The 23,409-nt window shown below is 68.4% G+C and carries 24 protein-coding genes; 4 read left to right on the top strand and 20 right to left on the bottom strand.

The genetic code is table 11. From position 1 onward, the window contains the following. Positions 1 to 108: 108 nt before the first annotated feature. A complete protein-coding gene (locus SGR02S_RS08640) occupies positions 109 to 351 on the bottom strand; it encodes a hypothetical protein (protein WP_067108090.1) in 243 nt (80 codons plus the stop codon). 14 nt (positions 352 to 365) lie between these two features. Next, positions 366 to 1,481 (bottom strand): alanine dehydrogenase, encoded by a 1,116-nt coding sequence (gene ald / locus SGR02S_RS08635; protein WP_067108087.1) that lies wholly within the window; start codon positions 1,479 to 1,481, stop codon positions 366 to 368. Positions 1,482 to 1,708: 227 nt separating this feature from the next. On the opposite strand from ald, the gene SGR02S_RS08630 reads away from it, so the two are divergent. From SGR02S_RS08630 to SGR02S_RS08615, 4 genes are all read left to right on the top strand, one after another. Further along, positions 1,709 to 3,061, top strand: coding sequence for a methyl-accepting chemotaxis protein (locus tag SGR02S_RS08630; RefSeq protein WP_067108105.1), 1,353 nt, complete (start codon positions 1,709 to 1,711; stop codon positions 3,059 to 3,061). A gap of 50 nt (positions 3,062 to 3,111) precedes the next feature. Then, on the top strand, positions 3,112 to 3,804 hold the full coding sequence (locus SGR02S_RS08625; RefSeq protein WP_067108084.1) for an SDR family NAD(P)-dependent oxidoreductase: 693 nt from the start codon (positions 3,112 to 3,114) through the stop codon (positions 3,802 to 3,804). A gap of 70 nt (positions 3,805 to 3,874) precedes the next feature. After that, positions 3,875 to 4,753: a subclass B3 metallo-beta-lactamase gene (gene bla, locus SGR02S_RS08620; RefSeq protein WP_067108083.1), complete on the top strand. Its 879-nt coding sequence runs from the start codon at positions 3,875 to 3,877 to the stop codon at positions 4,751 to 4,753. Then, positions 4,750 to 5,721 carry a 50S ribosomal protein L11 methyltransferase gene (locus tag SGR02S_RS08615; protein ID WP_067108081.1) on the top strand — a complete coding sequence of 324 codons (972 nt, stop codon included), beginning with the start codon at positions 4,750 to 4,752 and terminating at the stop codon, positions 5,719 to 5,721. Before bla ends, SGR02S_RS08615 begins: the two co-directional genes overlap by 4 nt. An 18-nt stretch (positions 5,722 to 5,739) precedes the next feature. Here the strand turns inward: SGR02S_RS08615 and phhA are convergent, their stop codons facing one another. The 18 genes from phhA to SGR02S_RS08525 all read right to left on the bottom strand — a co-directional run bounded on the left by phhA (position 5,740) and on the right by SGR02S_RS08525 (position 23,401). Further along, on the bottom strand, positions 5,740 to 6,630 hold the full coding sequence (gene phhA / locus SGR02S_RS08610; protein WP_067108078.1) for a phenylalanine 4-monooxygenase: 891 nt from the start codon (positions 6,628 to 6,630) through the stop codon (positions 5,740 to 5,742). Between the two features lie 174 nt (positions 6,631 to 6,804). Further along, complete coding sequence (locus SGR02S_RS08605) at positions 6,805 to 7,425, bottom strand: molybdenum ABC transporter ATP-binding protein (RefSeq protein WP_067108075.1); 621 nt, start codon at positions 7,423 to 7,425, stop codon at positions 6,805 to 6,807. Continuing rightward, entirely contained in the window at positions 7,415 to 8,110 is a 696-nt protein-coding gene (gene modB, locus SGR02S_RS08600) for a molybdate ABC transporter permease subunit (RefSeq protein ID WP_067108072.1), read from the bottom strand. Before modB ends, SGR02S_RS08605 begins: the two co-directional genes overlap by 11 nt. After that, the gene (gene modA / locus SGR02S_RS08595) at positions 8,110 to 8,874 is read right to left on the bottom strand and encodes a molybdate ABC transporter substrate-binding protein (RefSeq protein WP_067108069.1); all 765 of its coding nucleotides are present in this window, start codon (positions 8,872 to 8,874) and stop codon (positions 8,110 to 8,112) included. Before modA ends, modB begins: the two co-directional genes overlap by 1 nt. 18 nt (positions 8,875 to 8,892) lie before the next feature. After that, the gene (locus SGR02S_RS08590) at positions 8,893 to 9,543 is read right to left on the bottom strand and encodes a Crp/Fnr family transcriptional regulator (RefSeq protein ID WP_082797042.1); all 651 of its coding nucleotides are present in this window, start codon (positions 9,541 to 9,543) and stop codon (positions 8,893 to 8,895) included. A 60-nt stretch (positions 9,544 to 9,603) separates the two neighbouring features. After that, positions 9,604 to 10,767: a sterol desaturase family protein gene (locus SGR02S_RS08585; protein ID WP_067108062.1), complete on the bottom strand. Its 1,164-nt coding sequence runs from the start codon at positions 10,765 to 10,767 to the stop codon at positions 9,604 to 9,606. A gap of 111 nt (positions 10,768 to 10,878) precedes the next feature. Next, the gene (ligA, locus tag SGR02S_RS08580) at positions 10,879 to 13,044 is read right to left on the bottom strand and encodes an NAD-dependent DNA ligase LigA (RefSeq protein ID WP_067108059.1); all 2,166 of its coding nucleotides are present in this window, start codon (positions 13,042 to 13,044) and stop codon (positions 10,879 to 10,881) included. Beyond that, complete coding sequence (locus tag SGR02S_RS08575; RefSeq protein WP_255211424.1) at positions 13,041 to 13,349, bottom strand: putative quinol monooxygenase; 309 nt, start codon at positions 13,347 to 13,349, stop codon at positions 13,041 to 13,043. Before SGR02S_RS08575 ends, ligA begins: the two co-directional genes overlap by 4 nt. An 86-nt stretch (positions 13,350 to 13,435) precedes the next feature. Beyond that, positions 13,436 to 14,125 (bottom strand): GNAT family N-acetyltransferase, encoded by a 690-nt coding sequence (locus tag SGR02S_RS08570; protein ID WP_067108102.1) that lies wholly within the window; start codon positions 14,123 to 14,125, stop codon positions 13,436 to 13,438. A 44-nt stretch (positions 14,126 to 14,169) separates the two neighbouring features. Further along, on the bottom strand, positions 14,170 to 15,849 hold the full coding sequence (recN, locus tag SGR02S_RS08565; RefSeq protein ID WP_067108050.1) for a DNA repair protein RecN: 1,680 nt from the start codon (positions 15,847 to 15,849) through the stop codon (positions 14,170 to 14,172). A gap of 301 nt (positions 15,850 to 16,150) precedes the next feature. Then, positions 16,151 to 16,945 carry an outer membrane protein assembly factor BamD gene (locus tag SGR02S_RS08560; RefSeq protein WP_067108047.1) on the bottom strand — a complete coding sequence of 265 codons (795 nt, stop codon included), beginning with the start codon at positions 16,943 to 16,945 and terminating at the stop codon, positions 16,151 to 16,153. A 55-nt stretch (positions 16,946 to 17,000) separates the two neighbouring features. Next, complete coding sequence (locus SGR02S_RS08555; RefSeq protein WP_067108044.1) at positions 17,001 to 17,705, bottom strand: peptidylprolyl isomerase; 705 nt, start codon at positions 17,703 to 17,705, stop codon at positions 17,001 to 17,003. 199 nt (positions 17,706 to 17,904) lie between these two features. After that, complete coding sequence (pnp, locus tag SGR02S_RS08550; RefSeq protein ID WP_067108041.1) at positions 17,905 to 20,211, bottom strand: polyribonucleotide nucleotidyltransferase; 2,307 nt, start codon at positions 20,209 to 20,211, stop codon at positions 17,905 to 17,907. A gap of 191 nt (positions 20,212 to 20,402) precedes the next feature. Further along, entirely contained in the window at positions 20,403 to 20,672 is a 270-nt protein-coding gene (gene rpsO, locus SGR02S_RS08545) for a 30S ribosomal protein S15 (protein ID WP_067108037.1), read from the bottom strand. 25 nt (positions 20,673 to 20,697) lie between these two features. Next, entirely contained in the window at positions 20,698 to 21,654 is a 957-nt protein-coding gene (gene truB / locus SGR02S_RS08540; protein ID WP_067108033.1) for a tRNA pseudouridine(55) synthase TruB, read from the bottom strand. A gap of 55 nt (positions 21,655 to 21,709) precedes the next feature. Beyond that, entirely contained in the window at positions 21,710 to 22,096 is a 387-nt protein-coding gene (locus SGR02S_RS08535; protein ID WP_067108030.1) for a DUF6491 family protein, read from the bottom strand. A gap of 167 nt (positions 22,097 to 22,263) precedes the next feature. Further along, positions 22,264 to 22,800, bottom strand: coding sequence for a GNAT family N-acetyltransferase (locus SGR02S_RS08530; protein WP_067108027.1), 537 nt, complete (start codon positions 22,798 to 22,800; stop codon positions 22,264 to 22,266). Further along, positions 22,793 to 23,401 (bottom strand): thymidine kinase, encoded by a 609-nt coding sequence (locus tag SGR02S_RS08525; RefSeq protein WP_067108024.1) that lies wholly within the window; start codon positions 23,399 to 23,401, stop codon positions 22,793 to 22,795. The genes SGR02S_RS08530 and SGR02S_RS08525 overlap by 8 nt, the downstream gene beginning before the upstream one ends. Between the last annotated feature and the right edge of the window lie 8 nt (positions 23,402 to 23,409).

The raw sequence follows: 23,409 nt of genomic DNA, 5'->3' as shown, positions 1-23,409 counted from the left end.
CTGAATCCCCACACGCCTTAATCGGTCCGTGCAAGGTCGATAGCCGGCGATGGCTTCGCCGCCACGTTCCTCGCAATGCCGAGGAGCGCGCCGGGGCTTCCCGATGTCCTACTTGATCTTGTCGCGATTGGCGTAGAGCAAAGCCGCGAGCACCGCGGCCGAGCCGATGCCGAGGCCCGCCGCGGCTTTCCACGCGATGCCCTTGCGCTCGCTGCGGACGGTGGCGTCCCTCGCGGCGGCTTCGGCCGCTTCCGCGGCTTCCTTCTGCTGCTGGAGTTCGCGCGTCGCGCGCAGCACTTCGTTTTCCTCGTCTTCGGCCGGGGGAGGAGTGGGCTGGCCTTGGTTCGTCATCTCAACTTTCCTGATTAACTTAGCGCCTGTTCGACAGGCACATAGTCGGTTCCGGTCGCTTCCGCTACGGCTTCGAACGTCACCTTGCCATTCCAGACGTTCAGGCCCTGCGCAAGATGCGCATCGCGCCGCAACGCCTCCTTCCAGCCGAGCCCGGCGATGTGCAGCGCGTGCGGCAGGGTGACGTTGTTGAGCGCATAGGTGCTGGTGCGCGCGACCGCGCCGGGCATGTTGGCGACCGCATAATGGACGATGCCGTCGACGACATAGGTGGGGTCGGCGTGCGTCGTCGCACGACTGGTCTCGAAACAGCCGCCCTGATCGATCGCGACGTCGACGAGCACCGAACCGGGGCGCATCGTCCCCAGCATTGCGCGCGTCACCAGCTTCGGCGCCTCGGCACCGGGGATCAGCACCGCGCCGATGACGAGGTCGGCCTCCGCGACGCATTCGGCGAGGTTGGCGCGGTTCGAGAAGCGCGTCTTCGCCCGCGCCTCGAAGAAGGTGCCGACGCGTTCGAGCACCTCGGGATCGCGGTCGAGGATGGTCACGTCGGCGCCGAGCCCCGCCGCCATCTGGGCCGCGTTGAAGCCGACGACGCCGCCGCCGATGATGCAGACCTTGCCGGGCGCGACGCCGGGCACGCCGCCCAGCAGCACGCCGCGCCCGCCGTGCGCCTTTTCGAGCGCGGTGGCGCCGGCCTGGATCGCCATGCGCCCCGCGACCTGGCTCATCGGCTTGAGCAGCGGCAGGCCGCCGTGCGGGCTCGTCACCGTCTCATAGGCGATGCACACCGCGCCCGACGCCATCAGGTCGCGCGTCAGGTCGGGATCGGGGGCGAGGTGAAGATAGGTATAGAGGATCTGCCCGGGGCGCAGCATCGCGCGCTCGGCCGGCTGCGGCTCCTTCACCTTCACGACCATGTCGGCGGCCACGAAGATGTCGGCGGGGGTCGCGACGATCTCCGCCCCTGCTTCCTCATAGAAGCGGTCGTGCGCGCCGATCCCCTCGCCTGCCGCGGTCTCGACCAGCACGCGGTGGCCGTGCGCGACCAGTTCGCGCGCGCTCTCGGGCGTCAGGCCGACGCGATATTCGTGATTCTTGATTTCCCGCGGGGTGCCGATAATCATGGTCGTTCTCCGTCTGCGTCCGGGCCGGCGCGCGCCTCTTCGCCATCCGGTCTTCGCCACCGCCTATACAGCAAACGCGCGGCGCGCGACGAGGGATGACGCATGCATGTGCGCGGCTGGTTAACGGCGAATTTACCACTTTCCCCGCATATCCCTCAGCCATGTATCGCGGGGCGCGCGCGAACGGCGAATCCGCGCGCGCGAAGATCGTTCGAGGGAACAGGATCATGGTGAAGGAAAATCCGATTCATAAGCAGCAGATCGACCCCGTGGCGATGGCCGAGCGCTTTCCCTTCTACGATCTCGACGGCCGGCTCGCCGCCGACGCCGCCGAAGTCCACGCGATCGTCGCGGGGCACGAGGAGGCGATGGGGCGCGCCTATTGGGAGGCGTTCAACGCGCTGCCGTCGATCGACCGCCCGATCGAGGGCGAGTTGCTCGACGCCTATGTGCGGGGCAGCGCCAGGCATATGCGGGTCAAATATACCGACGCCGCCGGCCAGGAGTCGGCGACGATCGCCTGCCAGAACACGCATATGGCGCTGCGCGTCGGGGTTCCCCTCGCTTCGGTCCTGTCGTGCATCGCCGAAAGCCAGCGCGCGGCGATCGCGCATGTCGTCGCGGCCTGCGCCGACGATGCCGCGCGCACGGTGCGGCTGACGAGCGCTATCAACCGGCTCGCCATCCTCGAATTCGACATCATGCACGCCTATGCCGAAAAGCTGGATCACGCCGCGCGGTCGAGCGAGCGGCACGCGCTGGCGGGCGACTTCGACCGATCGATCGCATCGCTGGTGCAGGACACCGACGGCGTCCGCCGCGAACTGGCCAAGCAGGCCGCGTCCGCCGACCAGGCCGCGAAGGGCATGATCGCCAAGACCAGCGAGGTCGCCGCCGCGTCCGAGCAGTCGGCGATCGCGATGCGCGAGGCCGCGTCGACCGCCGCCGGGCTGATCCGCGCGATCGAGGATGCGCGCAGCGAGGTCGAGGCCTCCGCCGACGTCGCCGTCCGCGCCTCCGAACAGGCGGGCGAGGCCGTCGCCATGTCCGAAGCGCTGTCGCATCACGCCGAATCGATCGAATCGATCCTGGGCCTGATCCGCGAGATCGCCGGCCAGACCAACCTTCTCGCGCTCAACGCGACGATCGAGGCGGCACGCGCCGGCGAATCGGGTCGCGGCTTCGCGGTCGTGGCGCAGGAGGTGAAGAGCCTCGCCAACGAAACCGCGCGCGCGACCGACGACATCGCGGGCAAGATCACCGCGATCCAGCAGGCGACGCGCGGCGCCGTCGCCGCCAACCAGTCGATCCAGCAGACGATCATCGAGGTGCAACAATCGGCGCAAAACATCCGCAACGCAATGGACGCCCAAGCACAGACGGTCACCTCGATCACCGCGGCGGTCGACGAGACCGCGCTCGCCGCCGATTCGATGTCGTCGACCATCGCCAGCATCCGCAACGATTCGGGCATGGTCGCGGGCGAGATCAGCACGCTGAGCGAGGAATTCTCGAAGATGGGCGAGCGGCTCCAGTCGCTCGAGCAGGCCGCGACCGAGTTCAGCCGCCGGGTCGCCTGATCCCGGGCCGGCGCTTGGCAAGCCCCACCGCCCTCTCCTATAGGAGGGCGATGACGACGCATATCCTGATCACCGGCGCGAGCCGCGGCATCGGCGCCGCGATCGCCGGCGCGCTGACCGGCGACGCGACGCGGGTCGCCGCGCTGTCAAGCGCCGACGGCGACCTGTCCGACCCCGCGGTCCCCGAACGCCTGTGGGCCGAAAACCTCGACCGGATGGGCGGCCGCATCGACGTGCTCGTCAACAATGCCGGCATGTTCGCGACCAACCCGATCGACGCGGCGGACGACGCCTGGATCGCGGGCTGGAACCGCACCCTGCAGATCAACCTGACCGCCGCCGCGGCGCTCTGCCGCCTCGCGGTGCTCCACTGGCAGGTCGGCGGGCGCAGCGGCCGGATCGTCAACATCGCGAGCCGCGCCGCGCACCGCGGCGACAGTCCCGACCATTGGGATTATGCGGCGTCGAAGGCGGGGATGGTCGCGCTGACCAAGACGATCGCCCGCGGCTACGCGGCGCAAGGCATCCTCGCCTTCGCCATCTGCCCCGGCTTCACCCGCACCGGCATGGCGGATGCCTGGCTGTCCGGCCGCAACGCGGCGGCGCTGCGCGCCGAAATCCCGCTCGGCCGCATCGCCGAGCCCGAGGAAATCGCCGAAATGGCGCGCTGGTGCGCGCTCGACGCGCCGCCGTCGATGACCGGCGCGGTGCTCGACGCCAATGGAGCAAGCCATGTTCGGTAGCCGCCGCATCGCGCGCCGCACGCGGCGAGACGTCGGGACGCCGGCTCCGCGGGGCCATGGCCGGCTTTCCATGGCGGCACTACTGCTGGCAGGCTGCACACCCCAGACCGGGACGCCGCCACCGACCCCGGCCGCACCCACCGGCGAGACGCTCGCCGCCGCATGCCAAGGTCGTGACGGCTGGAGCGACCCTGCGCCGCCCGCGAAAATCTTCGGCAACAGCTATTATGTCGGCACCTGCGGCATTTCGGCGGTGCTGATCGAGGCGCCCGACGGTCTCGTGCTGATCGACGCAGCAACCGAGGAGGCCGCGCCCGCGATTCTCGCCAATATCCGCGCGCTGGGATTCGACCCGAAGCAAATCCATACGCTGCTCGCCAGCCACGAGCATCTCGACCATGTCGGCGGGCTCAAGGCCTTGCAGGATGCGACCGGCGCAACGGTTCATGCGCGCCCCGAAGCGGTCGCCACGCTGACCAGCGGTGAGCCCGAGGCGCGCGATCCGCAGCACGGAGCGATCCCGCCGTTTCGCGGCGTGACGGTGACGGGCGACCTGCGCGACGGAGAGGCATTGCCGATCGCGGACCTGCACCTGACGCCGCACGCGACCCCGGGGCACACGCCGGGAAGCACGAGTTGGACATGGCGATCGTGCGAGGGCAGCGACTGCCGCATCATCGCCTATATCGACAGCCTCAGCGCGGTGTCGGCGGACGCCTACCGTTTCGCCGACCATCCCGATTATGTCGCGATGCAGCGTGCGACCTTCGCCAAAGTGCCGACATTGCCGTGCGACATATTGATCACCCCGCATCCGGGCGCGAGCGGCCTGTTCGCGCGTTTCGCGGGCGACGCGCCGCTCACCGACCCGGAAGGCTGCCGCCGCTATGCCAAGGATGCCGCGAAACGGCTCGACGCGCGGCTTGCGAAGGAAGCGGCCGCGAAATGAGCTGGCTCGTCTCCCTGCCCTGCACGCGTGCCGAGGCCGAGGCGCTGTCGGCCGAGCAACCCGAACTGGAGGCGCTGGCCGATGCCCCGGTGGTGGTGACGCGCGAGATCGACGAAGCGAGCGGCCGATGGCAGCTCGACGCCTATCTCGACGACAGGCCCGGCCCCGCGCTGCTGGCGCTGATACGCGCGCTCGCGCCGAGCGCGAAGGGGGTCGAACCGTCGATCGAGGAACTGCCCGAGGCGGACTGGGTTACGCTGTCGCAGCAGGGGCTGGAGCCGGTGCAGGCGGGCCGCTTCTTCGTCCATACGAGCAGCTATGCCGACCGGACGCCGGTGGGGAGCGTGCCCTTCCTGATCGACGCGGGCCAGGCATTCGGCACCGGTGGGCACGACACGACGGCGGGCTGCCTCGCGATGCTCGACCGCCTAGCGCGCCGGGGCGTCCGTCCGCGCGCCATCGCCGACATCGGCACCGGCACCGGGCTACTGGCCTTCGCCGCGCTGGCGCTGTGGCCGCGCGCCCGCGCGATCGCGTCGGACATCGACCCCGCGAGCATCGCGGTGACGCGCGAGAATGCCGCGATCAACCATGTGCCGCTGGGATGCGGCGCGCGCCGCCTCGCGCTCGCGGTCGCGCCGGGGACCGACCATCCGGCGATCCGCCGCCGCGCACCCTATGATCTGGTCGTCGCCAATATCCTCGCCGGTCCGCTGATCACGCTAGCCCCCGACATCGCCAGCGTTACCGCGCCGGGCGGCCACGCGATCCTGGCCGGGCTGATCGCGCGCCAGATGGAGCCGGTGCTCGCCGCCTATCGCGCGCACGGCTTCCGCCTCGCCGCGCGCGGCGGCAGCGCCGAATGGCCGTGCCTGCTGCTGATCAAACGCCAACGCCACGGCTGGCGGCGCAAACAACGCGCGCTGCACCGCGCCAGCCCGTCGGACGCGACGTTCGGGAGCTGGTGAATCTCTACCCGCTCCCCTTTAGGGAGGGGATATTGCTAAGCCGCTTTTCGCCAGCGCATAATCCTGCGTGCCGCGCGTGATGACCGTATCGCCGGGCAGGATGTCGGCGATCGGGATCGGCGGCAGCGCGGCGTTGGCGGCATAGAGCGGCGCGAAATCGGTGTTCACCGTGACGTCAAGCAACTGGTCCAGACTGTCGACGATGAAATAATTCTGCTGGAAATCGTCGATCCGGTAGTCGGTACGCATCACCCGTGACAGGTCGAAGCCGATGCGGTTCGGACTGTCCGAATCGAGCGCGAACAGGCTTTCGGCATAGGAAGAGACGATGCCCGCGCCGTAGATGCGCAGCGCGCCGCCTTCGCGGATCAGCCCGAACTCGACAGTGTACCAATAAAGGCGCGCAAGCTGCTTCAACGCATCATATTTCAGGCTGCGCAACCCGCCCCGGCCATAGGCGGCCATATAGTCGGCGAACACCGGATCGGCGAGCATCGGGACGTGACCGAAAACGTCGTGGAAGACGTCGGGTTCCTGCAGATAGTCGAGTTGCTGCGGGGTGCGGATAAAATTGCCCGCCGGAAAACGGCGATTGGCGAGATGGTCGAAGAAGACATCGTCGGGCACCAGCCCCGGCACCGCGACGACGCGCCACCCGGTCGCCTCCGTCAGTCGCGCGTTGAGGTCGCGATAGTCGGGAATGCCCGGCTTTTCGAGCCGAAGCACGTCGATGCCGCGTAGAAAAGCGTCGGACGCGCGGCCGGGCAGCATCGCCGACTGGCGCGCGAAGAGGCGGTCCCACATTGCATGCTCGTCGGCGGTGAAGGCGTCCCAGTCCTGCGGACACGTCCAGTCGGGCGCGGCGCCCAACGGCGGGGTGGCGTGGACGTGGCTGGGCGGGTTTTCCATGCCGGGGTTTCTAGCATGATCTGGTTTCATATGAAACTGCTCAGGCAGACTCTCGATCGAAAAGCGAGCGCTCCCGCGAAGGCGGGAGCCCAGAGCGGATAAAGCCAAGGCTGCTTTTCTGTCGCTCTGGGCCCCCGCCTGCGCGGGGACACGGCGATGTTGCAAAACGCCCGGTCAACCGTTCAGTGTCACCACTTCGGTCGCCAGTCGGTCGACCTCGGTGCGGTCATGGCTGACGTAGAGGATCGGCAGCCGCAGCTCGTCGCGAATGCGCTCGATCACCGCCATGATGTCGCCGCGCCGCGCCGCGTCGAGCGACGACAGCGGTTCATCCATCAGCAGTATCTCCGGTCCCGCCAGCAGCGCGCGGCCGATCGCGACGCGCTGCGCCTCACCGCCCGACAGGCTCTGCGGCCAGCGGCCGAGCAGGGGCTCGATGCCGAGGAAGGCCACCGCCTCGACGAACCCCATCCAGCGCCGCGCCGGATCGGCGAGATGGTAGCCGTAGAGCAGGTTCGCCTTCACCCGCCGGTGCGGGAACAGCCGCCCGTCCTGAAAGACATAGCCGATGCGCCGCGCTTCGGGCGGCAGGTCGACGTCCGCGCCGAACAGCGTCCGCCCGCCGACGCGGATATGACCGCGGTCGGGACGCAGCAGCCCGGCGACCATGTTCAATATGCTGGTCTTGCCCGCCCCCGACGGCCCGAACAGCGCGGTCAGCCCCGATTCGGCCGTAAAGCACGCCGCGATCGTGCGGGTCCCGAAACGCTTTTCGACGTCGATCTCAATCGCCACGGCGCAGCCTTTCGGCCGGAGTGCGCCGAACCAGCCATTCGGAAACGAGCAGCGCGCCGAGCGACAGCGCGACCGACAGCAGCGCGAGCCGCGTCACCATCGCCTCCCCCCCCGGCACCTGCAATGCCGAATAGATGGCGAGCGGCAGCGTCCGCGTCTCGCCCGGAATGTTCGACACGAAGGTGATCGTCGCGCCGAATTCGCCGATCGAGCGCGCGAAGCCGAGCACCAGCGCCGCAAGCACGCCGGGCAGCGCGAGTGGCAGGCTGATCGTCCAGAAGGCGTGCCAGTGCCCCGCGCCGAGCGTGCGCGCCGCCCCCTCGAGCCGCCGGTCGACCCCCTCGATCGACAGCCGCATCGCGCGCACCATCAGCGGCAGCGCCATGATCGCCGCCGCGAGCGCCGCGCCGGTCCAGCGGAACATCAGCGTCGTGCCGAACCAGTCGTTCAGCCAGCGGCCAACCGGTCCCAGCGGCCCGAAGGCGAGCAGCAGCAACCAGCCGGTAACGACCGGCGGCAGGACGAGCGGCAAGTGGACGAGCGCGTCGAGCAGCAGCCGCCCCGGAAAGCGATGGCGCGCCAGCAGCCACGCGAGCGCGAAGGCGAGCGGCAGGCAGGCGAGCACCGCGACCCCGCCGACCTTGAGCGACAGGGCGACGATGCCCCATTCCTCCGGCGACAGCATCAGGGCGCCGCGAAGCCGTAGCGGGCGAAGATCGCGCGGCCCTCCCGCGACGCCAAGAAATTCCGGAATCCCATCGCATCGGGATGGCGCGACGCCTTGAGTAGCGCGACCGGATAGCGGATCGGCGGATGGCTCGACGCCGGAAAGATGCCGACGACGCGCACCCGCTTCGACGCGCGTGCGTCAGTTGCATAGACGATGCCCAGCGGCGCGGCGCCATGTTCGACGAGCGCCATCGCGGCGCGGACATTCTCCGCCGGCGCCAACCGGCCCGCGACGCCGCGCCAGACGCCGAGCGCGGTCAGCGCCGCCTTCGCATATTTGCCCGCCGGCACCGCGTCGGGATCGGCGAGCGCGAGCCGCCCGCCGCCCAGAGCGTGCGCGAGCGGAAAGCCCGGCGCGGGCGTCAGGCGCAGCCGCCCGCTCGCGGGGCCGACCAGCACCAGCCGGTTGCCGAGCAGCGTCGTGCGCGTGCCCGGTCGCAGCAGCCCCGCCTTCGCCACCGCGTCCATCCACGGCTCGTCGGCTGACAGGAAGAGGTCGGCGGGCGCGCCGGCGACGATCTGCCGCGCCAGCGCCGACGACCCCGCGAAGGACAGCAGCGGCCGCGCATGCCCCTTTGCCGCCCAGGCGTCGGCGGCGGCGGTCAGCGCCTCCTGAAGGCTGGCCGCGGCCATCACGACGGGGCCGCGCTCGGCCGCGGTGGCAGCGGGCGCCAGTCCGAGCAGCAGCAGGAAGAGGAGCAGGCGGCGCAGCAGGATCATCGCCCGCCTATAGCCCCCTCATCCGGCGGGCGGAAGCGGTGTCGCGATGCGCAGCCAGCCATAGCCGCGCTCGATCTGCCCGCGCGCCGTCAGATCGCGCAGCGCGGCGCCCAGCGTCACGCGCGACACGCCTAGCAGGTCGGCGAGTTGCTGCTGCGTCGCGCGCACCGTGCGGCCATCGTCGGCGTCGGCCGCCATCGCCGCCAGCAGCCGTGCGAGCCGCTCCGCCGCGGGCAGCCGCCGGTCGGCGTCGATGATGTCGAGCGACACGGCGAGCTGGCGGCCGAGGCTGCGGAGCAGCAGCTCGGCCCAGCCGATGTCGGCGCTCATCAACGAGCGGAGCAGCGGTCGGTCGATCGCGATCAGCCGTGCCGGCCCGCTCGCGATCGCATCGGCCTGGCGCGGGATGCCGGTGAAGAAGGCAAGCTCACCGAACATGTCGCCGGGGCCAAGCACGGCAAAGGCGGTGAAACCGCCGTCCTCGGCATAGCGGCCGACGAGCACATGCCCCTCGACCACCACCCAGAAGGCGTCGCCGGGGTCGCCCTGATGCTGGACGAACTGTCCGTCGGCGAAGCGGCGCGCCGGTGCCGTCGCGAGCAGTCGCTCGCGCCCCAGGGCCGGCAGCCGGGTTCGCTCGGCGAAGGTCAATTGATAACTTCTTTGCATTCCCGGTGCTGCTTCTGCGGCGCTACGCCCGGAAAGGCAAGCGGCGCGGCGGCGCGCCGATCACTCGGCGGGCGCCTCCGCCTTCCCCTTGCGGGTCCAGGGATAGAGGAACTGGCCGGCGTAGCTGCGCGGCACATCCTCCGGTATGCCGTAACTCTCGGGCCAGCGGTCCTTCGGCAGGTGGAAGGTGCCGAACAATTTGTCGAGCCATGGGAAATGAATCGCGAAATTGACGTCGAATGCCTCGCGCTCCAGCCCGTGGTGCCAGTGATGGAAGCGCGGCGTCGCGATCCAGTGGCCGATCCGGTTGAAGCTGCCCCCGACATTGGCATGGAGCAGCGACGACCAGACATAGACGAAGCCGATATAGGCCTGCATCACCGACGGGCTGAAACCCAACGTGAACAGCGGCAGCGAGGTGACCGAGCGCAGCAGGATGATCTCGACGAAATGCATCCGCGATCCCGCGAGCCAGTCCATCGATTTCGCGCTGTGGTGGATCGCGTGAAAACCCCACAGGAACGGGACCTTGTGGAACAATCGATGATACCAATATTGCGCGAGGTCCGACGCGACGAGGACGATCGCGAACTGCACGAGCCACGGCAAGGACGCGACCCCGGCGCGGAAAGCATCCCAGTCGGTCGTGTGCGCGTTGACGAATTGCTGCGGCGCGAGCGCGAGGAAGCTGAGCACCTGCACGAACATCGTGCTGACCAGATAATAGAAGAGATCCTCGCGCCATTCGGTGCGGAACAGGCGCTGCGCCCGGCGATGCGGAAAGGCGCGTTCGAGCGGTGCGAACATGAAGCCGGTGACCAACAAGTTGACGATGAAGAAGTCGAGCCCGAAGAATATGCCCCAGTCGCGCGTCTCGGCGGGCTGGACGTTGGCGCCGCCGAGCAGCACCGCGGCAAGCCCGATCATCAGCGCGGTCAACCCGAGCACCTTGCGCGGACGCAGCAACAGACTGAGCAGCGCGAGCGCATAGCTGGCGAGCAGGGTCAGATGGACGAAACCGCGAAAACCGGTCCAGTCCTTGACCACCGCCAGTTCGGGGGTGGCGAACCAGTCCGGGAAACGCAGCGCGACCACCATGAACAGCCCGCTGATCGCGAACAGCAGGCCGAAGAAGCCCGACAGCCAGCCGCTGCCGAACCGCCGCACCTCGGTATGCGATTCAAGGTCGCGCATCAGATTTTGCAGGTAATCACGCTTTGCCATGTCCGCCGCTCTCCACTCTCGTCACTCCGGACTCGATCCGACATTCATTGCCGGTCCGGCTTCGTGGACCCCGGATTAAGTCCGAGGTGACGAAGAAAAATTGCCGATTCGCTAACCCGCTGCCTCGACGATCTGCGCCCATTCGGCTTCGTCGATCACGCGGATGCCGAGCGCGGCCGCCTGCTTGAGCTTCGACCCGGCGCCCGGGCCGGCGACGACGAGATCGGTCTTGGCGCTCACGCTGCCCGCGGCCTTGGCGCCCAGCCTTTCGGCCTGTGCCTTCGCCTCGTCGCGGCTCATCGTCTCAAGCTTGCCGGTGAAGACGACGGTCTTGCCCGACACCTCGCTCTCGCGCGTCTCGACGACATAGGGCGGCGGCGCGACTTCGGAGAAAAGATCGTCCCACAAGGCGCGGTTGTGCGGTTCGTGGAAGAAATCGCCGAGCGCCTCCCCCACCGCGACGCCGATGCCGTCGGCGCGCACCTCGAGGATCGTCTTGATCGCCTCGACCTTGCGCGCGAGATATTTGCCGTCGGATTCGCCCTCGGCCTGCGGGTTGGCATCAAAATAGGCGTGGATTTCGGCGGCTTTGCCGGGCAGGCGCGCGAGGTCGCCCAGCCCCTTCATCAGGTCACGCGCCGTCACTGCGCCGACGTGGCGGATACCGAGCCCGAACAGCAGCCGCGCCGCGTCGGGCGACCGCTTCGCCTCGATCGCGGCGAACAGATTGTCGACCGACTTGTCCTTCCACCCTTCGCGACCAAGCAACTCGTCGCGGTGATCCTTCAGCCGGAAGATGTCGGCGGGCCCCTTGTCGAGCCAGCCAAGTTCGAGAAACTCGGCGATGCTCTTCTCGCCCAGCCCCTCGATATCGAGCGCGCCGCGGCTGACGAAATGTCGTAGCCGTTCGAATTTCTGGGCGTTGCAGATCAGGCCGCCGGTGCAGCGCACGTCGACCTCGCCCTCCTCGGCGACCGCTTCGCTGCCGCACACGGGGCAATGATCGGGGAAGATATAGGGATCGCGCGGTTCGGCGCGGGTCAGATTCTCGACCACCTGCGGGATCACGTCGCCTGCGCGCTGGACGACGACACGGTCGCCGGGTCGCACGCCGAGGCGGCCGATCTCGTCGCGGTTGTGGAGGGTCACGTTCGACACCACGACCCCGCCGACGGTAACGGGGGTGAGCCGCCCGACCGGGGTCAGCTTGCCGGTGCGGCCGACCTGGATATCGATCGATTCGAGCGTCGTCTGCGCGCGTTCGGCGGGGAATTTATGCGCGATCGCCCAGCGCGGCGCCTTGGCGACGAAGCCCAGCCGCTCCTGCCAGTCGAGCCGGTCGACCTTGTAGACGACGCCGTCGATGTCATAGGGCATGTCGGCGCGCTCGGCCTCGATCGCGCGGTAATGGTCGAGCACCGCCTCGACGCTCTCGAAGCGCGCCAGCAGCGGCGAGACGGGCACGCCCCAGCTTTCGATGCGCTTCATCATCGCAAACTGCGTCGCCTCGGGCAGGCCGCTGACCTCGCCCCAGCCGTGGGCGAGGAAGCGCAGCGGGCGCGATGCGGTGATGCTCGCATCCTTCTGCCTCAGCGAGCCCGCCGCGGCGTTGCGCGGATTAGCGAACTGGCGCGCCTTCTCGAGGTCGTTGGCCTCGGCGAGCAACCGTTCGTTGAGCGCGGCGAAGTCGGCCTTCGCCATATAGACCTCGCCGCGAATCTCGAAGACGTCGGGAATATCCGTCGCCCCGGCTTTCGCTGGGGCGACGAGTGTCTGGGGAATATCGGCGATACAGCGCACGTTCGGGGTGACATCCTCACCCACCGTGCCGTCGCCGCGCGTCGCGGCCTGCACCAGCACGCCCTTTTCGTAGCGCAGCGAGCAGGAGAGGCCGTCGATCTTGTCCTCGGCGGTCAGGGCGAGCACCTCATCCTCGCTGAGCCGCAGGAAACGCCGCACGCGCCGCGCGAACTCCTCGACATCCTCGGCCGCGAACGCGTTGTCGAGGCTCATCATACGCACCGCGTGCGTGACCTTGGCGAGCGGCGACGCCTCGACCGCGGCGCCGACCAGCCGGTTCGGGCTGTCGGTGCGGATCAGGTGCGGGAACGCCTCCTCGATCGCATTGTTGCGCCGGACGAGCGCGTCGTAATCGGCGTCCGAAATCTCCGGACTGTCCTCCGCATGGTAAAGCTTGTTGTGATGCGCGATCTGTTTCGCGAGCCGCATCAGTTCGTTGGCGGCCTCGGCTTCGGTCAGCGATTCGACATCTTTCATGCGCCGGCTTTTGCCACCGGCTTGAACTCGGCGCGAGACCCAAATCCGGCGATCAGCGGCCGCCCCTTCGCGATCGCCGCCTGCACCGCGGGCAATTGCAGCGACGCGGCGTGCGCCGCCTTGTCGGCCCACAGTTCGACGATCCACAGCGCGTCGGGGTTCTCGCTATCCTCGCCGACGATATAGGCGAAATTGCCCGGCATCCGGCCGGTGCCTTCGGTCAGGACCACCGCGAGCGCGGCGCGCTGCCCCGGTTGCGCGATCATCTGGCCGATCAGGCCATATTCGGGAAACTGTTCTTCCATGATTGCCTCCAAGGCCCGCAAGGATCGCACCGGCAGCACCGCCGCCGCAAAAGCCGCAAGCGCGGCGAGATGAGTGCGTCGGTCGATCATCGCGCGATCGCCAGCACATGCACCTGCCGCCGGATGCGGAAGCCGAGCGATTCGTAGAGCGCGATCGCGCCCGCATTGTCGGCATAGCTGTGCAGGAAAGGCTGCTCGCCGCGCGCCATCATCGCGCGCATGACATGACCGATCAGTGCGCGGGCGAATCCGCGACCGCGGCAATCGGCCCAGGTCGCGACTCCGCTGACCTCCGCCATGCCGGGCATCAGCATGCGTTGGCCCGCCATCGCGAGCAGGCGGCCATCCTCGCGGATGCCAAAGAAGGGGCCGTAGCGATGCGTCGCCGGCCCCCACGGCCCCGGCCGCGCATGACCGGCGAGCGCCGCCATCTCCGCCGCGTCGGCGTCGGACAGCGGGATGATCGGCGGCTCGCCGTCACGCGCCGGCGGCGGAGCGCCTACCGCGACCATCTGCGCGAGCAACGCGCGCTTCACCTCGCGCGTGCCGGGCGGCACCGGCCACGGCTCATCCTCGACGATCCATAATTCGCCATCGTCGGGAACCAGCGCGGCGAGCGCCGCCTGCGCTCCGGCCCCCCAATCGGCGGCGGCGCCGAACGGCCCATAGCGGAGATCGATCCGCACCGCCTGCGCATCGCCCTCGGCCAGATGCGCCTGCCGCCCGGTGAGCGTGCTCCATACGGGGCGGTCGAGGGGATGGTGGTCGCCCCCTATCGGCCCTTCCTCCGAAGCGGAGGGGGTTGCATATGTCTCCGGTCTCACGCCACCTCCAGCAGCCGCTGCGCCTGCGCGCGCGCTTCCGCCGTCACCTCGGCGCCCGACAGCATGCGGGCGATTTCCTCGCGGCGGCCGGCGGGGTCGAGCGGGCGGACGCCGGTGCGCGTCACCAATCCGTCGCTGGCGCCCTCGCTCGACTTGGCGATGACGAAGTGCGTCGCGCCCTTCGCCGCGACCTGCGGACTGTGCGTCACGACTAGCAACTGCCTGCCCGCGCCGGCAAGCCGCGCGAGCCTTTCGCCGATCGCGCTGGCGACTGCGCCGCCGACGCCGCGGTCGATCTCGTCGAAGATGATCGTGTCGGCGCCGCCTTCCTCGGCCAGCGCGACCTTGAGCGCGAGGATGAAGCGCGACAGTTCGCCGCCGCTCGCGATCTTCGCCAGCGGCGCGAAGGGCGCGCCGGGGTTGGTCGAAATGAGGAATTCGACGCGGTCCATCCCGTCCGCCCCCCAGCGATCGGCGGGGAGGCGCTCGACGAGGGTGCGAAAGCGCGCGGCGTCGAGCTTCAGCGGCGCAAGCTCGCCCGCCACCGCGGCGTCGAGCCGCGCCGCCGCTTTCGTCCGCCGGTCCGACAGCGCCGTCGCGGCATGGGTGTAGGCGGCCGCGCTTTCGGCGACCGCGGCCTCCAGCTTCGCGAGTCCGGCATTGCCGCCCTCGATCGCGTCGAGCCGCGCGGCGAGGTCGTCGGCGAGCCCCGGCAGTTCGTCGGGCTGGACGCCATGCTTGCGCGCCATCGCACGCAGTTCGAACAGCCGCGTCTCAGCCGCCTCCAGCCGCTCGGGATCATATTCCATCGCGCGCGCGGCTTCGTGCAATTTCGCCTCGGCCTCGTCGGCGTCGATAATCGCGCGGTCGAGGCCGGCGAGCGCCTCGGCAAGCAGCGGATGGTCGCCCGCGAGCCGGTCGAGCCGCCGCGCCGCGCCGCGCAGCAGCGCCGGGCCGCCCGCGCTGCCCTCGAACGCTTCGAGGATCGCCGCGAGGTCGCCGGCAATCTTCTCGCCCTTCTGCATCGCCGCGCGCGCCTCGGCGAGTTCGGCTTCCTCGCCCGGCTGCGGGGCGAGCCGTTGCAGTTCGGCGACGCAATGTTCGAGCCATTCACGGTCGCGCGTCGCCTCGCTCACCGCCGCCTGCGCCGTCGCGAGTCGCGCCTCAGCGGCGCGCCACGCCGCATGCGCCTCGGCCACCGGCCCGGTGTCGACGCGCGCATAGGCGTCGAGCAGCGCGCGATGCCCCGCGGGCGCGAGCAGGCCGCGATCGTCGTGCTGGCCGTGAATCTCGACCAGATGCCCCCCGACCTCGCGCAGCAGCGCTGCAGAGCTGGGCTGGTCGTTGAGGAAAGCGCGGCTGCCGCCATCGGCCCTCAGCGTGCGGCGGATCAGCAGCGGCTCGCCGGGTTCGAGCGCGATGTCATTGTCGGCAAGCAGGCTGGCGAGCAGCGTCCCCGGCGCGGGCGGTGCGAAGCTCGCGGTCACTTGCGCCCGGTCGCTGCCCTGTCGCACCAGCGCGCTGTCGGCGCGCATCCCGAGCGCGAGACCCAGCGCGTCGAGCAGGATCGACTTGCCCGCCCCCGTCTCTCCCGTGAGCACGCCGAGACCAGCCTCGAAATCGAGGTCGAGCCGCTCGATCAGCACGATGTTGGCGATGGACAGCGCGGTCAGCATGGCTCGCTCTTAACGCAGAACAAAATGCGAATCTATTCGGGAGTGTGGAGGTCTGGGGTGGGATATGCGATTCGCGCAGAGGCGCGGAGATCGCGGAGAGGCGATGCGAAAGATTCCCACGGAGCCGCGGAGAATCCGGACCGACAGGTCTCTTGTTCTTCTAGGCTTCGATCATATCGCCATGACGCCTGGAAAAAGGCCGCTTCGCGGCCAACGCTTCTCTCTGGTGTTCCCCACGGCTCCGCGTGAACCAGAAATCTCTGCGATCTCTGCGTCTCTGCGCGAATCCAACCAGCCCGCGTCAGGCGGCCGGGGCGTGCTTCCGCATCAGTTCGTAGGCACGGTCGTACCATTTGCTGCCCGGATAGTTCGCGCCCAGCACCGCCGCCGCCTTCTTCGCCTCTTCGGGGACGCCGAGGGCGAGATAGCATTCGGTCAGCCGGAACAGCGCCTCGGGCACGTGACTGGTCGTCTGGTATTTCTCGGTCACCTCGCGGAAGCGGATCGACGCGGCGAGCCAGTTCGAACTGCGCTCGTAGAAGCGGCCGATCTCCATCTCCTTGCCCGCGAGATGGTCGCGCACTAGGTCGATCTTGAGCCGCGCGTCGGCGGCGTAGCGGCTGTCGGGATAGCGACGGATCACCTCGCCGAGCGCGTTCGATGCCTGGAGCGTGATCCTCTGGTCGCGGGTGACGTCGCTGATCTGCTCATAATAGCTGAGCGCGATCAGATAATAGCCGTAGGGCGCGTCCTTGTTCCCCGGGTGGATCGCCAGGAAACGCTGCGCCGAATCGATCGCCGGCGTATATTCGCGATCCATATAATAGGAAAAGGCGCTCATCAGCTGGGCACGGCGCGCCCAGGGCGAATAGGGGTGCTGGCGCTCGACTTCGTCGAACAGCGCCGCGGCGATCTTGTACTGGCCGCGGTCGAGGCGGTCCTGCGCCGCGCGGTAGAGGGTGCTGACGTCGCGCGCGACGTAACGCGTGTCCTTTTTCACCCCGGACCCGCCGGCACAGGCCGCGAGCAGCGGCGAGATCATGAGGGCGGCGGCGAGAAGGCGCACGGCGGCGCGAGCGGGAGGGCGCTGGGTCATGGCGGCGGTATAGCCACAGCGCGCATGAACGCAAAATAAATGATGGGTGCGGCGCTCAGTTCTCCCCACCATTCCCCGCGACCACGCAACCCTTCGGCGGCTCGGCCGGCGCCGGGACGCGACGCGCCGAGACGATCGTCACCATCGGATCGAGAATCTGGCCCTGCATCACCCCCTCGCCCGCGGTCGGAGAGATGGGCGCGGCGAAGATCGCCTCCGCGACATCGGCGCCCGCGACCAGTTCGCCGAACACCGCGAATCCCGCATTGTCGCCGCCGAGCGCCGGGTCGGCATCGAAGCCCTTGATGTCGGAGAGCAGCAGGAAGAAATCGCTCGTCGCATCGCCGGGGTTAAGCCGCGCCATCGACAGCGCGCCCTTGCAGTTGGTGAGCCCTGTCGCGGTGGTCGGCTCGTGCGCGATCGGGGGAAAATTCCTGCGCGCGTCGCCGCGATTGCCGCCCTGGATCAGCCGGTTCGTCGGCCCCCAGTTGCGCGTCGCGCGATAGAATTGGAAACCGTCCATCCGCTTCGTGTCGACATAGCGGAGGAAATTGGCCGCGGTGACCGGCGCACGCCGGTCCTCTATGCGCACGACGATCGTGCCAAGGTCGGTGACCAGCGCGACATAGGGGCGCGTGTCGGCCTCGACCGCCGGAGCGACGGCGGCGGTAACCGGTGGCGGGGGCGGCGGCAGTTGCGTCGCCTGCGGCGGAACGGTCTGGGCAGCCGCGGCGAGCGACAGGAGCAGCGTTTCGAACATCGGGGCATTCCTCTGGCGGGACTGTGGTCGCGGGCGAGGCTAGACGCTGATCGCCGCCGCGCCAAGCCGTCGCTGCGTGCTTTTGCGCGCTGCTGCGGACGAGGCTCCCCTCCCGCTTGCGGGAGGGGAGGCCAGTGTCCTAAACCCAACGAAAAAGGGGCCGCTTTCGCGGCCCCTTCATCGTTCGCTGTCCGAAGGATCAGTCCTTCAGGAAGTCGGGCACATGGCCCTGGTCTTCCGGACCGTCGTCCGAGCGCTCGCGGCGCGGGCCGCGGTCGCCCCGGCCTTCGCCGTCGCGGCGGGGGCCGCGATCGCGGCCGCCCCGGCCCCGGTCACCGCCTTCGCGACGCGGGCCGCGATCACCGCGGTCGCCCCGCGGCTCGCGCGCCGGACGGGTGTCTTCCAGTTCCTCACCGCTTTCCTGATCGACGACGCGCATCGACAGGCGCACCTTGCCGCGCGGGTCGATCTCCAGCACCTTGACCTTGACCTCCTGCCCTTCGGACAGGACGTCGGAGACCTTTTCGACGCGTTCGTTCCGGATCTCCGAGACGTGGACGAGACCGTCCTTGCCGCCCATGAAGTTCACGAAGGCGCCGAAATCGACGAGGTTGACGACCTTGCCGTTATAGATCTTGCCGACCTCGGGTTCCTCGACGATGCCAAGGATCCAGGCCTTGGCGGCCTCGATCTGCGCAGTGTCGGACGAGGCGATCTTGATGATGCCCTCGTCGTCGATGTCGACCTTGGCGCCGGTGGTCGCGACGATCTCGCGGATCACCTTGCCGCCGGTACCGATGACGTCGCGGATCTTCGACTTGTCGATCGTGATCGTCTCGATGCGCGGCGCATGTGCCGACAGTTCGCTGCGGGTTTCGCCGAGCGCCTTGTTCATCTCGCCCAGGATATGCGCGCGGCCTTCCTTGGCCTGCGCCAGCGCCTTTTCAAAGATTTCCTGCGTGATGCCGGCGATCTTGATGTCCATCTGCATCGTGGTGATGCCTTCGGACGTGCCCGCCACCTTGAAATCCATGTCACCGAGATGATCCTCGTCGCCGAGGATGTCGGAGAGGATGGCGAAATCCTTGCCTTCGAGGATCAGGCCCATCGCGATGCCGCTGACCGGGCGCTTGATCGGCACGCCAGCGTCCATCAGCGACAGCGAACCGCCGCACACCGTCGCCATCGACGACGAGCCGTTCGATTCGGTGATGTCGCTGGTCAGGCGGATCGTGTAGGGGAAATCCTCCTTCGAGGGCAGCACCGGGTGCAGCGCGCGCCACGCGAGCTTGCCGTGGCCGATCTCGCGACGGCCCGGCGCCCCGAAGCGGCCGACTTCGCCGACCGAATAGGGCGGGAAGTTATAGTGGAGCATGAAATTCTGATACGACAGGCCGTTGAGCCCGTCGATCATCTGCTCGGCTTCCTTGGTGCCCAGGGTGCAGGTCGCGATCGTCTGCGTCTCGCCGCGGGTGAACAGCGCCGAGCCGTGCGCGCGCGGCAGGAAGTGCGTTTCCGCCTCGATCGGGCGAATCTGCGTCGTCGTGCGGCCGTCGATGCGCTTGCCTTCCTTGAGGATGGCGGTGCGGACGATCTCCGCTTCCAGCTTCTTGGTCAGCTTGATGCCGGCCATCACCGCCTGCGGGTCCAGCCCCTCGGCGATGAACATTTCCTTCGCCTTCGCGCGCGCTTCGTTGAGCGCGTTCGAGCGGGCCGACTTGTCGGTCAGCTTGTAGGCGGCGGCGATATCCTTGCCGACCAGCTTCTTGATCTTGTCCTTGAGCGCGGCATTGTCGTCCGACGACGCCATTTCCCACGGATCCTTGGCGGCCTGCTCGGCGAGCTTGATGATCGCCTTGACGATCTCGCGACACGCGTCGTGCGCGAACATCACGGCGCCCAGCATCACCTCTTCCGACAGCTCGTTTGCTTCGGATTCGACCATCATCACCGCATCGTGCGTCGCGGCGACGACGAGGTCGAGGTCGCCCTCGGCAACCTGCTCGTCGGTCGGGTTGAGAATATATTCGCCGTTCAGATAGCCGACGCGCGCGGCGCCGATCGGCCCCATGAAGGGCACGCCCGAAATGGTGAGCGCGGCCGAGGCGGCGACCATCGCGAGGATGTCGGGCTCGTTGTGGCCGTCATAGCTCAGCACCTGAGCGATGGCGTTGATCTCGTTATAGAAACCCTCGGGGAACAGCGGGCGGATCGGACGGTCGATCAGGCGGCTGACCAGCGTTTCCTTTTCGGTCGCGCCGCGCTCGCGCTTGAAGAAGCCGCCGGGGATGCGCCCCGCCGACGAGAATTTTTCCTGATAGTGGACGGTCAGCGGGAAGAAATCCTGCCCGTCCTTCACTGACTTGGCGGCGGTGACGGCGCAGAGCACGACCGTCTCGCCAAGGCTCGCCATGACGGCGCCATCGGCCTGGCGGGCAACCTTGCCCGTTTCGAGCGTCAGCGTTTCACCGCCCCACTCGATCGATACTTTTTTCACGTCAAACATTCGGTTTCCTTCGCCCGCCGGGCCCTATGCCGGGCGGGGCCTCTGTTTCCGGGCAATCCGGCCCGGGGCGGTGTAGGGCGTCTATCTGCCCTATGGCGGCCCCGCCGGATGCGGGAGCGGCCCTTGCGGTTCGCGAATTCCACGCGAACCAAAATGAAAGCGGCCCCGAACCCGGAGCCGCCCTCGCATTCCTATTTGCGCAGACCCAGCTTCGCGATGAGGCCCTGATAGCGGCCCTCGTCCTTGCGACGCAGATAATCGAGCAGGCTGCGGCGCTTGTTGACCATCATCAGCAGCCCGCGGCGGCTGTGGTTGTCCTTGTGGTGCGCCTTGAAATGCTCGGTCAGCGTGTTGATGCGGTGGGTCAGGATCGCGACCTGCACCTCGGGCGAACCCGTATCGCCCTTTTCGCGGGCATGTTCCTGAATCAGTTCTGTCTTGCGTTCGGCGGTAATCGACATGTGTTACGTCCTTCGAACATCCTCGTTACAGATTGAAGCCCCGCACGACCTTCAGCCTTCCGGCCAAAGCCTCTATCAACGCAACGGGCCGCTTCTCGCTGTCCCGTCCCCAATAGAGCCCGTCGTGCGCGCTTTCCCCGGTCCAGACACGACCCTGGCGGATCGCCCCTGCCGCTTCCGGGGAGAGGTCCAAAGCCGGGATGTCGACCAGCCCTGCCTCGAGCGGCAGAATCACATCTGATTGCGCGGCGCCTTGACCGAAAGCGTTCAATTTGTCCAGCGAAATCGCCTGATCCAGCGTGAACGGCCCCGCCCGGGTGCGGCGCAGCATGGCGACATGCCCGACGGTGCCGGCCGCGCGGGCGATGTCGCGCGCGAGGCTGCGGATATAGGTGCCTTTCGAGACATGCGCGGTAAGGGTGATGGAGTTCAACCCCTCCGCCATCTCATCACCCCGGCCTTGATCCGGGGTCCATTCTTCCCGCGCCGAACGAATGGATGCCGGATCAAGTCCGGCATGACGCAGGTTGTAGATGATCACCGCGCGCGCCTTCATGTCGACCGCCGCGCCCTTGCGGGCCAGGTCATAGGCGCGCTGCCCGTCCACCTTGATCGCCGAAAAGGCCGGCGGCACCTGCTCGATCGGCCCGGTGAAGCGTGGCAGCACCGCTTCGATGTCCGCCAGCGTCGGCCGGACGTCGCTCGTCGCGACGACCTCACCCTCGGCATCGAGGCCCGCGGTCTCGGTTCCGAACGCGATGATGAAATCATAGACCTTGCTCGCGTCGAGCATCCGACCGCACAGCTTGGTCGCCTCGCCGAGCGCGATCGGCAACACCCCGGACGCCAGCGGGTCGAGCGTCCCGCCATGCCCCACCTTGACCTTGCCGAGCCCGCGTTCGCGGCACACCCGCTTGACCGCAGCGACCGCCTGGGTCGAGCCGAGGCCGATGGGCTTGTCGAGGATGATCCAGCCGTTCATTCACGCGCCGCTAGGGCGCGACGACGCGCCTTGTCAATTTCGCTTCAATTTCGCGTCACTTTTGCGGATCGGCCGCCGCCTTCTTCGCGGGCGGCGGCGCCGAGGTGACGAAGGAGTTGAGACGGCAACGTTCGCCGCGCACGATGAGCGTCGCGAACTTGTCGAGCCGCGACACGCCGCGCGCGTCGATCCCGATCGCCTGCGCGAAATCGAGGTCGCGGCACGGGCCGACGAAGCGTCCGTAGAACCATTCGCCGCGGCGCCCCTCGATCCAGATGCCGTCCTCGCCATCCGCCTGCCAGTTGCGGATCGTCGCGTCGCCGGGAAAGGCGATGCTCGATTCGACGCCCAGCGCGCGCAGCGCCTGTGCCGGTTCGTCGGCCGCCGCTGCCGAAAGGGGAAGCAGCAGGGCGGCCAGGGAGAGAGCGATTGTCCGTTCCATGCCGCGGATGATGGCACGGCGCGCCTGAACGAGGGCTGACCCGCGGACAGCAAATTCCCGACCCCGTCATTGCGAGGGGAGCGAAGCAATCTCCGGCCTCCGGCCTTGCGCGGGAGCGATGGCCGGGGATTGCTTCGTCGCCTGCCGCTCCTCGCAAGGACGAAGAGCTAGCGGCGCCAGTCCGCTTCGAGCAGCGACCACAGCCCCGTGTCGCGGACATGGCCGGTCCAGGTGAGACGCTCGGCGCGCAGCACGCCTTCCTTGCGCGCGCCGAGCTTCGCGACCGCCGCCTGGCTGCGCGCATTGCGCTCGTCGATACGGAATTCGATGCGGCGGATGCCGACCGCGAAGGCGTGGTCGATCATCAGCCGCTTGACCCGGCCATTCAGGCCGGTACCGCGCGCGTCGGGATGGATATAGCTGTTGCCGATCTCGACTGTCTGCGCCGACGGGACCGGGCGCAGCCACGCGGTCATGCCGACCAGCCGGCCGTCCGCGACGATCGCATAGGGCATCCGTCCCTCGCCGCCTATCAGCGCGTCGAAGCTCGCATCGAAATGCGCGGGATCATAGCTGACCGAATAGATCGGCCAGATATCCGCGTCGGCGGCGCAGACCGCGCGGAGCGCCTCGCGGTGTCCCTCGGTCAGCCTGACGAGCGCGAGGGCGCCGTCGGCAAGTTCGGCATGGAGGCGGTCAAGCATCGGCGGGCGCCTTTACCTCCGCGGCCTCGCGCCGTTTCTGCATGAAATGCCGCCGGCACATCGCGACATAGCGGTCGTTGCCGCCGATCTCCGTCTGCGCGCCCTCGACCACCGCGCGGCCGTCGGCGTCGACGCGCAGGTTCATCGTCGCCTTGCGCCCGCACTCGCACACCGCCTTCAGTTCGATCAGCGCGTCGGCCAGCCCGAGCAGCGCCGCCGAGCCGGGGAAGAGGTTGGCGGCGAAATCGGTGCGCAGGCCATAGCAGAGCACCGGGATGATCGCCTCGTCAGCCAGCCGCGCGAGGTCGAGCACCTGCGCGCGCGACAGGAACTGCGCCTCGTCCACAAGCACGCAGGCGAGCGGGCGCTGGCGATTCTCCGCCTGCACCGCCGCCCACAAATCGCTGTCGGGATCGAACTTGCGGGCATCGGCGAGCAGGCCGATGCGGCTGGTGATCTGCCCGGCGCCATAGCGGTCGTCGAGCGCCGCGGTCCACAGCATCGTCTCCATGCCACGCTCGCGATAGTTGAAATCCGCTTGCAGCAGCGTCGTCGACTTGCCGGCGTTCATGCTGGCATAATAGAAATAGAGCTTGGCCATCAGCGCCT

The organism is Sphingopyxis granuli NBRC 100800 (genome assembly GCF_001591045.1).
Lineage (GTDB): Bacteria > Pseudomonadota > Alphaproteobacteria > Sphingomonadales > Sphingomonadaceae > Sphingopyxis > Sphingopyxis granuli.
The sequence above is the reverse complement of the archived record's forward strand: the minus strand, read 5'-3'. Positions and strand labels throughout refer to the sequence as shown.

What these genes read in the sequence shown, in the direction of transcription:
- SGR02S_RS08535 (WP_067108030.1), bottom strand. Translation starts at nt 22,096, where the DNA reads ATGGAACGGACAATCGCTCTCTCCCTGGCCGCCCTGCTGCTTCCCCTT.
- ligA (WP_067108059.1), bottom strand. Translation starts at nt 13,044, where the DNA reads ATGAAAGATGTCGAATCGCTGACCGAAGCCGAGGCCGCCAACGAACTG.
- SGR02S_RS08640 (WP_067108090.1), bottom strand. Translation starts at nt 351, where the DNA reads ATGACGAACCAAGGCCAGCCCACTCCTCCCCCGGCCGAAGACGAGGAA.
- ald (WP_067108087.1), bottom strand. Translation starts at nt 1,481, where the DNA reads ATGATTATCGGCACCCCGCGGGAAATCAAGAATCACGAATATCGCGTC.
- SGR02S_RS08590 (WP_082797042.1), bottom strand. Translation starts at nt 9,543, where the DNA reads ATGCAAAGAAGTTATCAATTGACCTTCGCCGAGCGAACCCGGCTGCCG.
- rpsO (WP_067108037.1), bottom strand. Translation starts at nt 20,672, where the DNA reads ATGTCGATTACCGCCGAACGCAAGACAGAACTGATTCAGGAACATGCC.
- SGR02S_RS08625 (WP_067108084.1), top strand. Translation starts at nt 3,112, where the DNA reads ATGACGACGCATATCCTGATCACCGGCGCGAGCCGCGGCATCGGCGCC.
- truB (WP_067108033.1), bottom strand. Translation starts at nt 21,654, where the DNA reads ATGAACGGCTGGATCATCCTCGACAAGCCCATCGGCCTCGGCTCGACC.
- bla (WP_067108083.1), top strand. Translation starts at nt 3,875, where the DNA reads ATGGCGGCACTACTGCTGGCAGGCTGCACACCCCAGACCGGGACGCCG.
- modA (WP_067108069.1), bottom strand. Translation starts at nt 8,874, where the DNA reads ATGATCCTGCTGCGCCGCCTGCTCCTCTTCCTGCTGCTGCTCGGACTG.
- SGR02S_RS08560 (WP_067108047.1), bottom strand. Translation starts at nt 16,945, where the DNA reads ATGACCCAGCGCCCTCCCGCTCGCGCCGCCGTGCGCCTTCTCGCCGCC.
- SGR02S_RS08530 (WP_067108027.1), bottom strand. Translation starts at nt 22,800, where the DNA reads ATGCTTGACCGCCTCCATGCCGAACTTGCCGACGGCGCCCTCGCGCTC.
- modB (WP_067108072.1), bottom strand. Translation starts at nt 8,110, where the DNA reads ATGCTGTCGCCGGAGGAATGGGGCATCGTCGCCCTGTCGCTCAAGGTC.
- SGR02S_RS08630 (WP_067108105.1), top strand. Translation starts at nt 1,709, where the DNA reads ATGGTGAAGGAAAATCCGATTCATAAGCAGCAGATCGACCCCGTGGCG.
- SGR02S_RS08555 (WP_067108044.1), bottom strand. Translation starts at nt 17,705, where the DNA reads ATGTTCGAAACGCTGCTCCTGTCGCTCGCCGCGGCTGCCCAGACCGTT.
- phhA (WP_067108078.1), bottom strand. Translation starts at nt 6,630, where the DNA reads ATGGAAAACCCGCCCAGCCACGTCCACGCCACCCCGCCGTTGGGCGCC.
- recN (WP_067108050.1), bottom strand. Translation starts at nt 15,849, where the DNA reads ATGCTGACCGCGCTGTCCATCGCCAACATCGTGCTGATCGAGCGGCTC.
- pnp (WP_067108041.1), bottom strand. Translation starts at nt 20,211, where the DNA reads ATGTTTGACGTGAAAAAAGTATCGATCGAGTGGGGCGGTGAAACGCTG.
- SGR02S_RS08525 (WP_067108024.1), bottom strand. Translation starts at nt 23,401, where the DNA reads ATGGCCAAGCTCTATTTCTATTATGCCAGCATGAACGCCGGCAAGTCG.
- SGR02S_RS08585 (WP_067108062.1), bottom strand. Translation starts at nt 10,767, where the DNA reads ATGGCAAAGCGTGATTACCTGCAAAATCTGATGCGCGACCTTGAATCG.
- SGR02S_RS08615 (WP_067108081.1), top strand. Translation starts at nt 4,750, where the DNA reads ATGAGCTGGCTCGTCTCCCTGCCCTGCACGCGTGCCGAGGCCGAGGCG.
- SGR02S_RS08575 (WP_255211424.1), bottom strand. Translation starts at nt 13,349, where the DNA reads ATGGAAGAACAGTTTCCCGAATATGGCCTGATCGGCCAGATGATCGCG.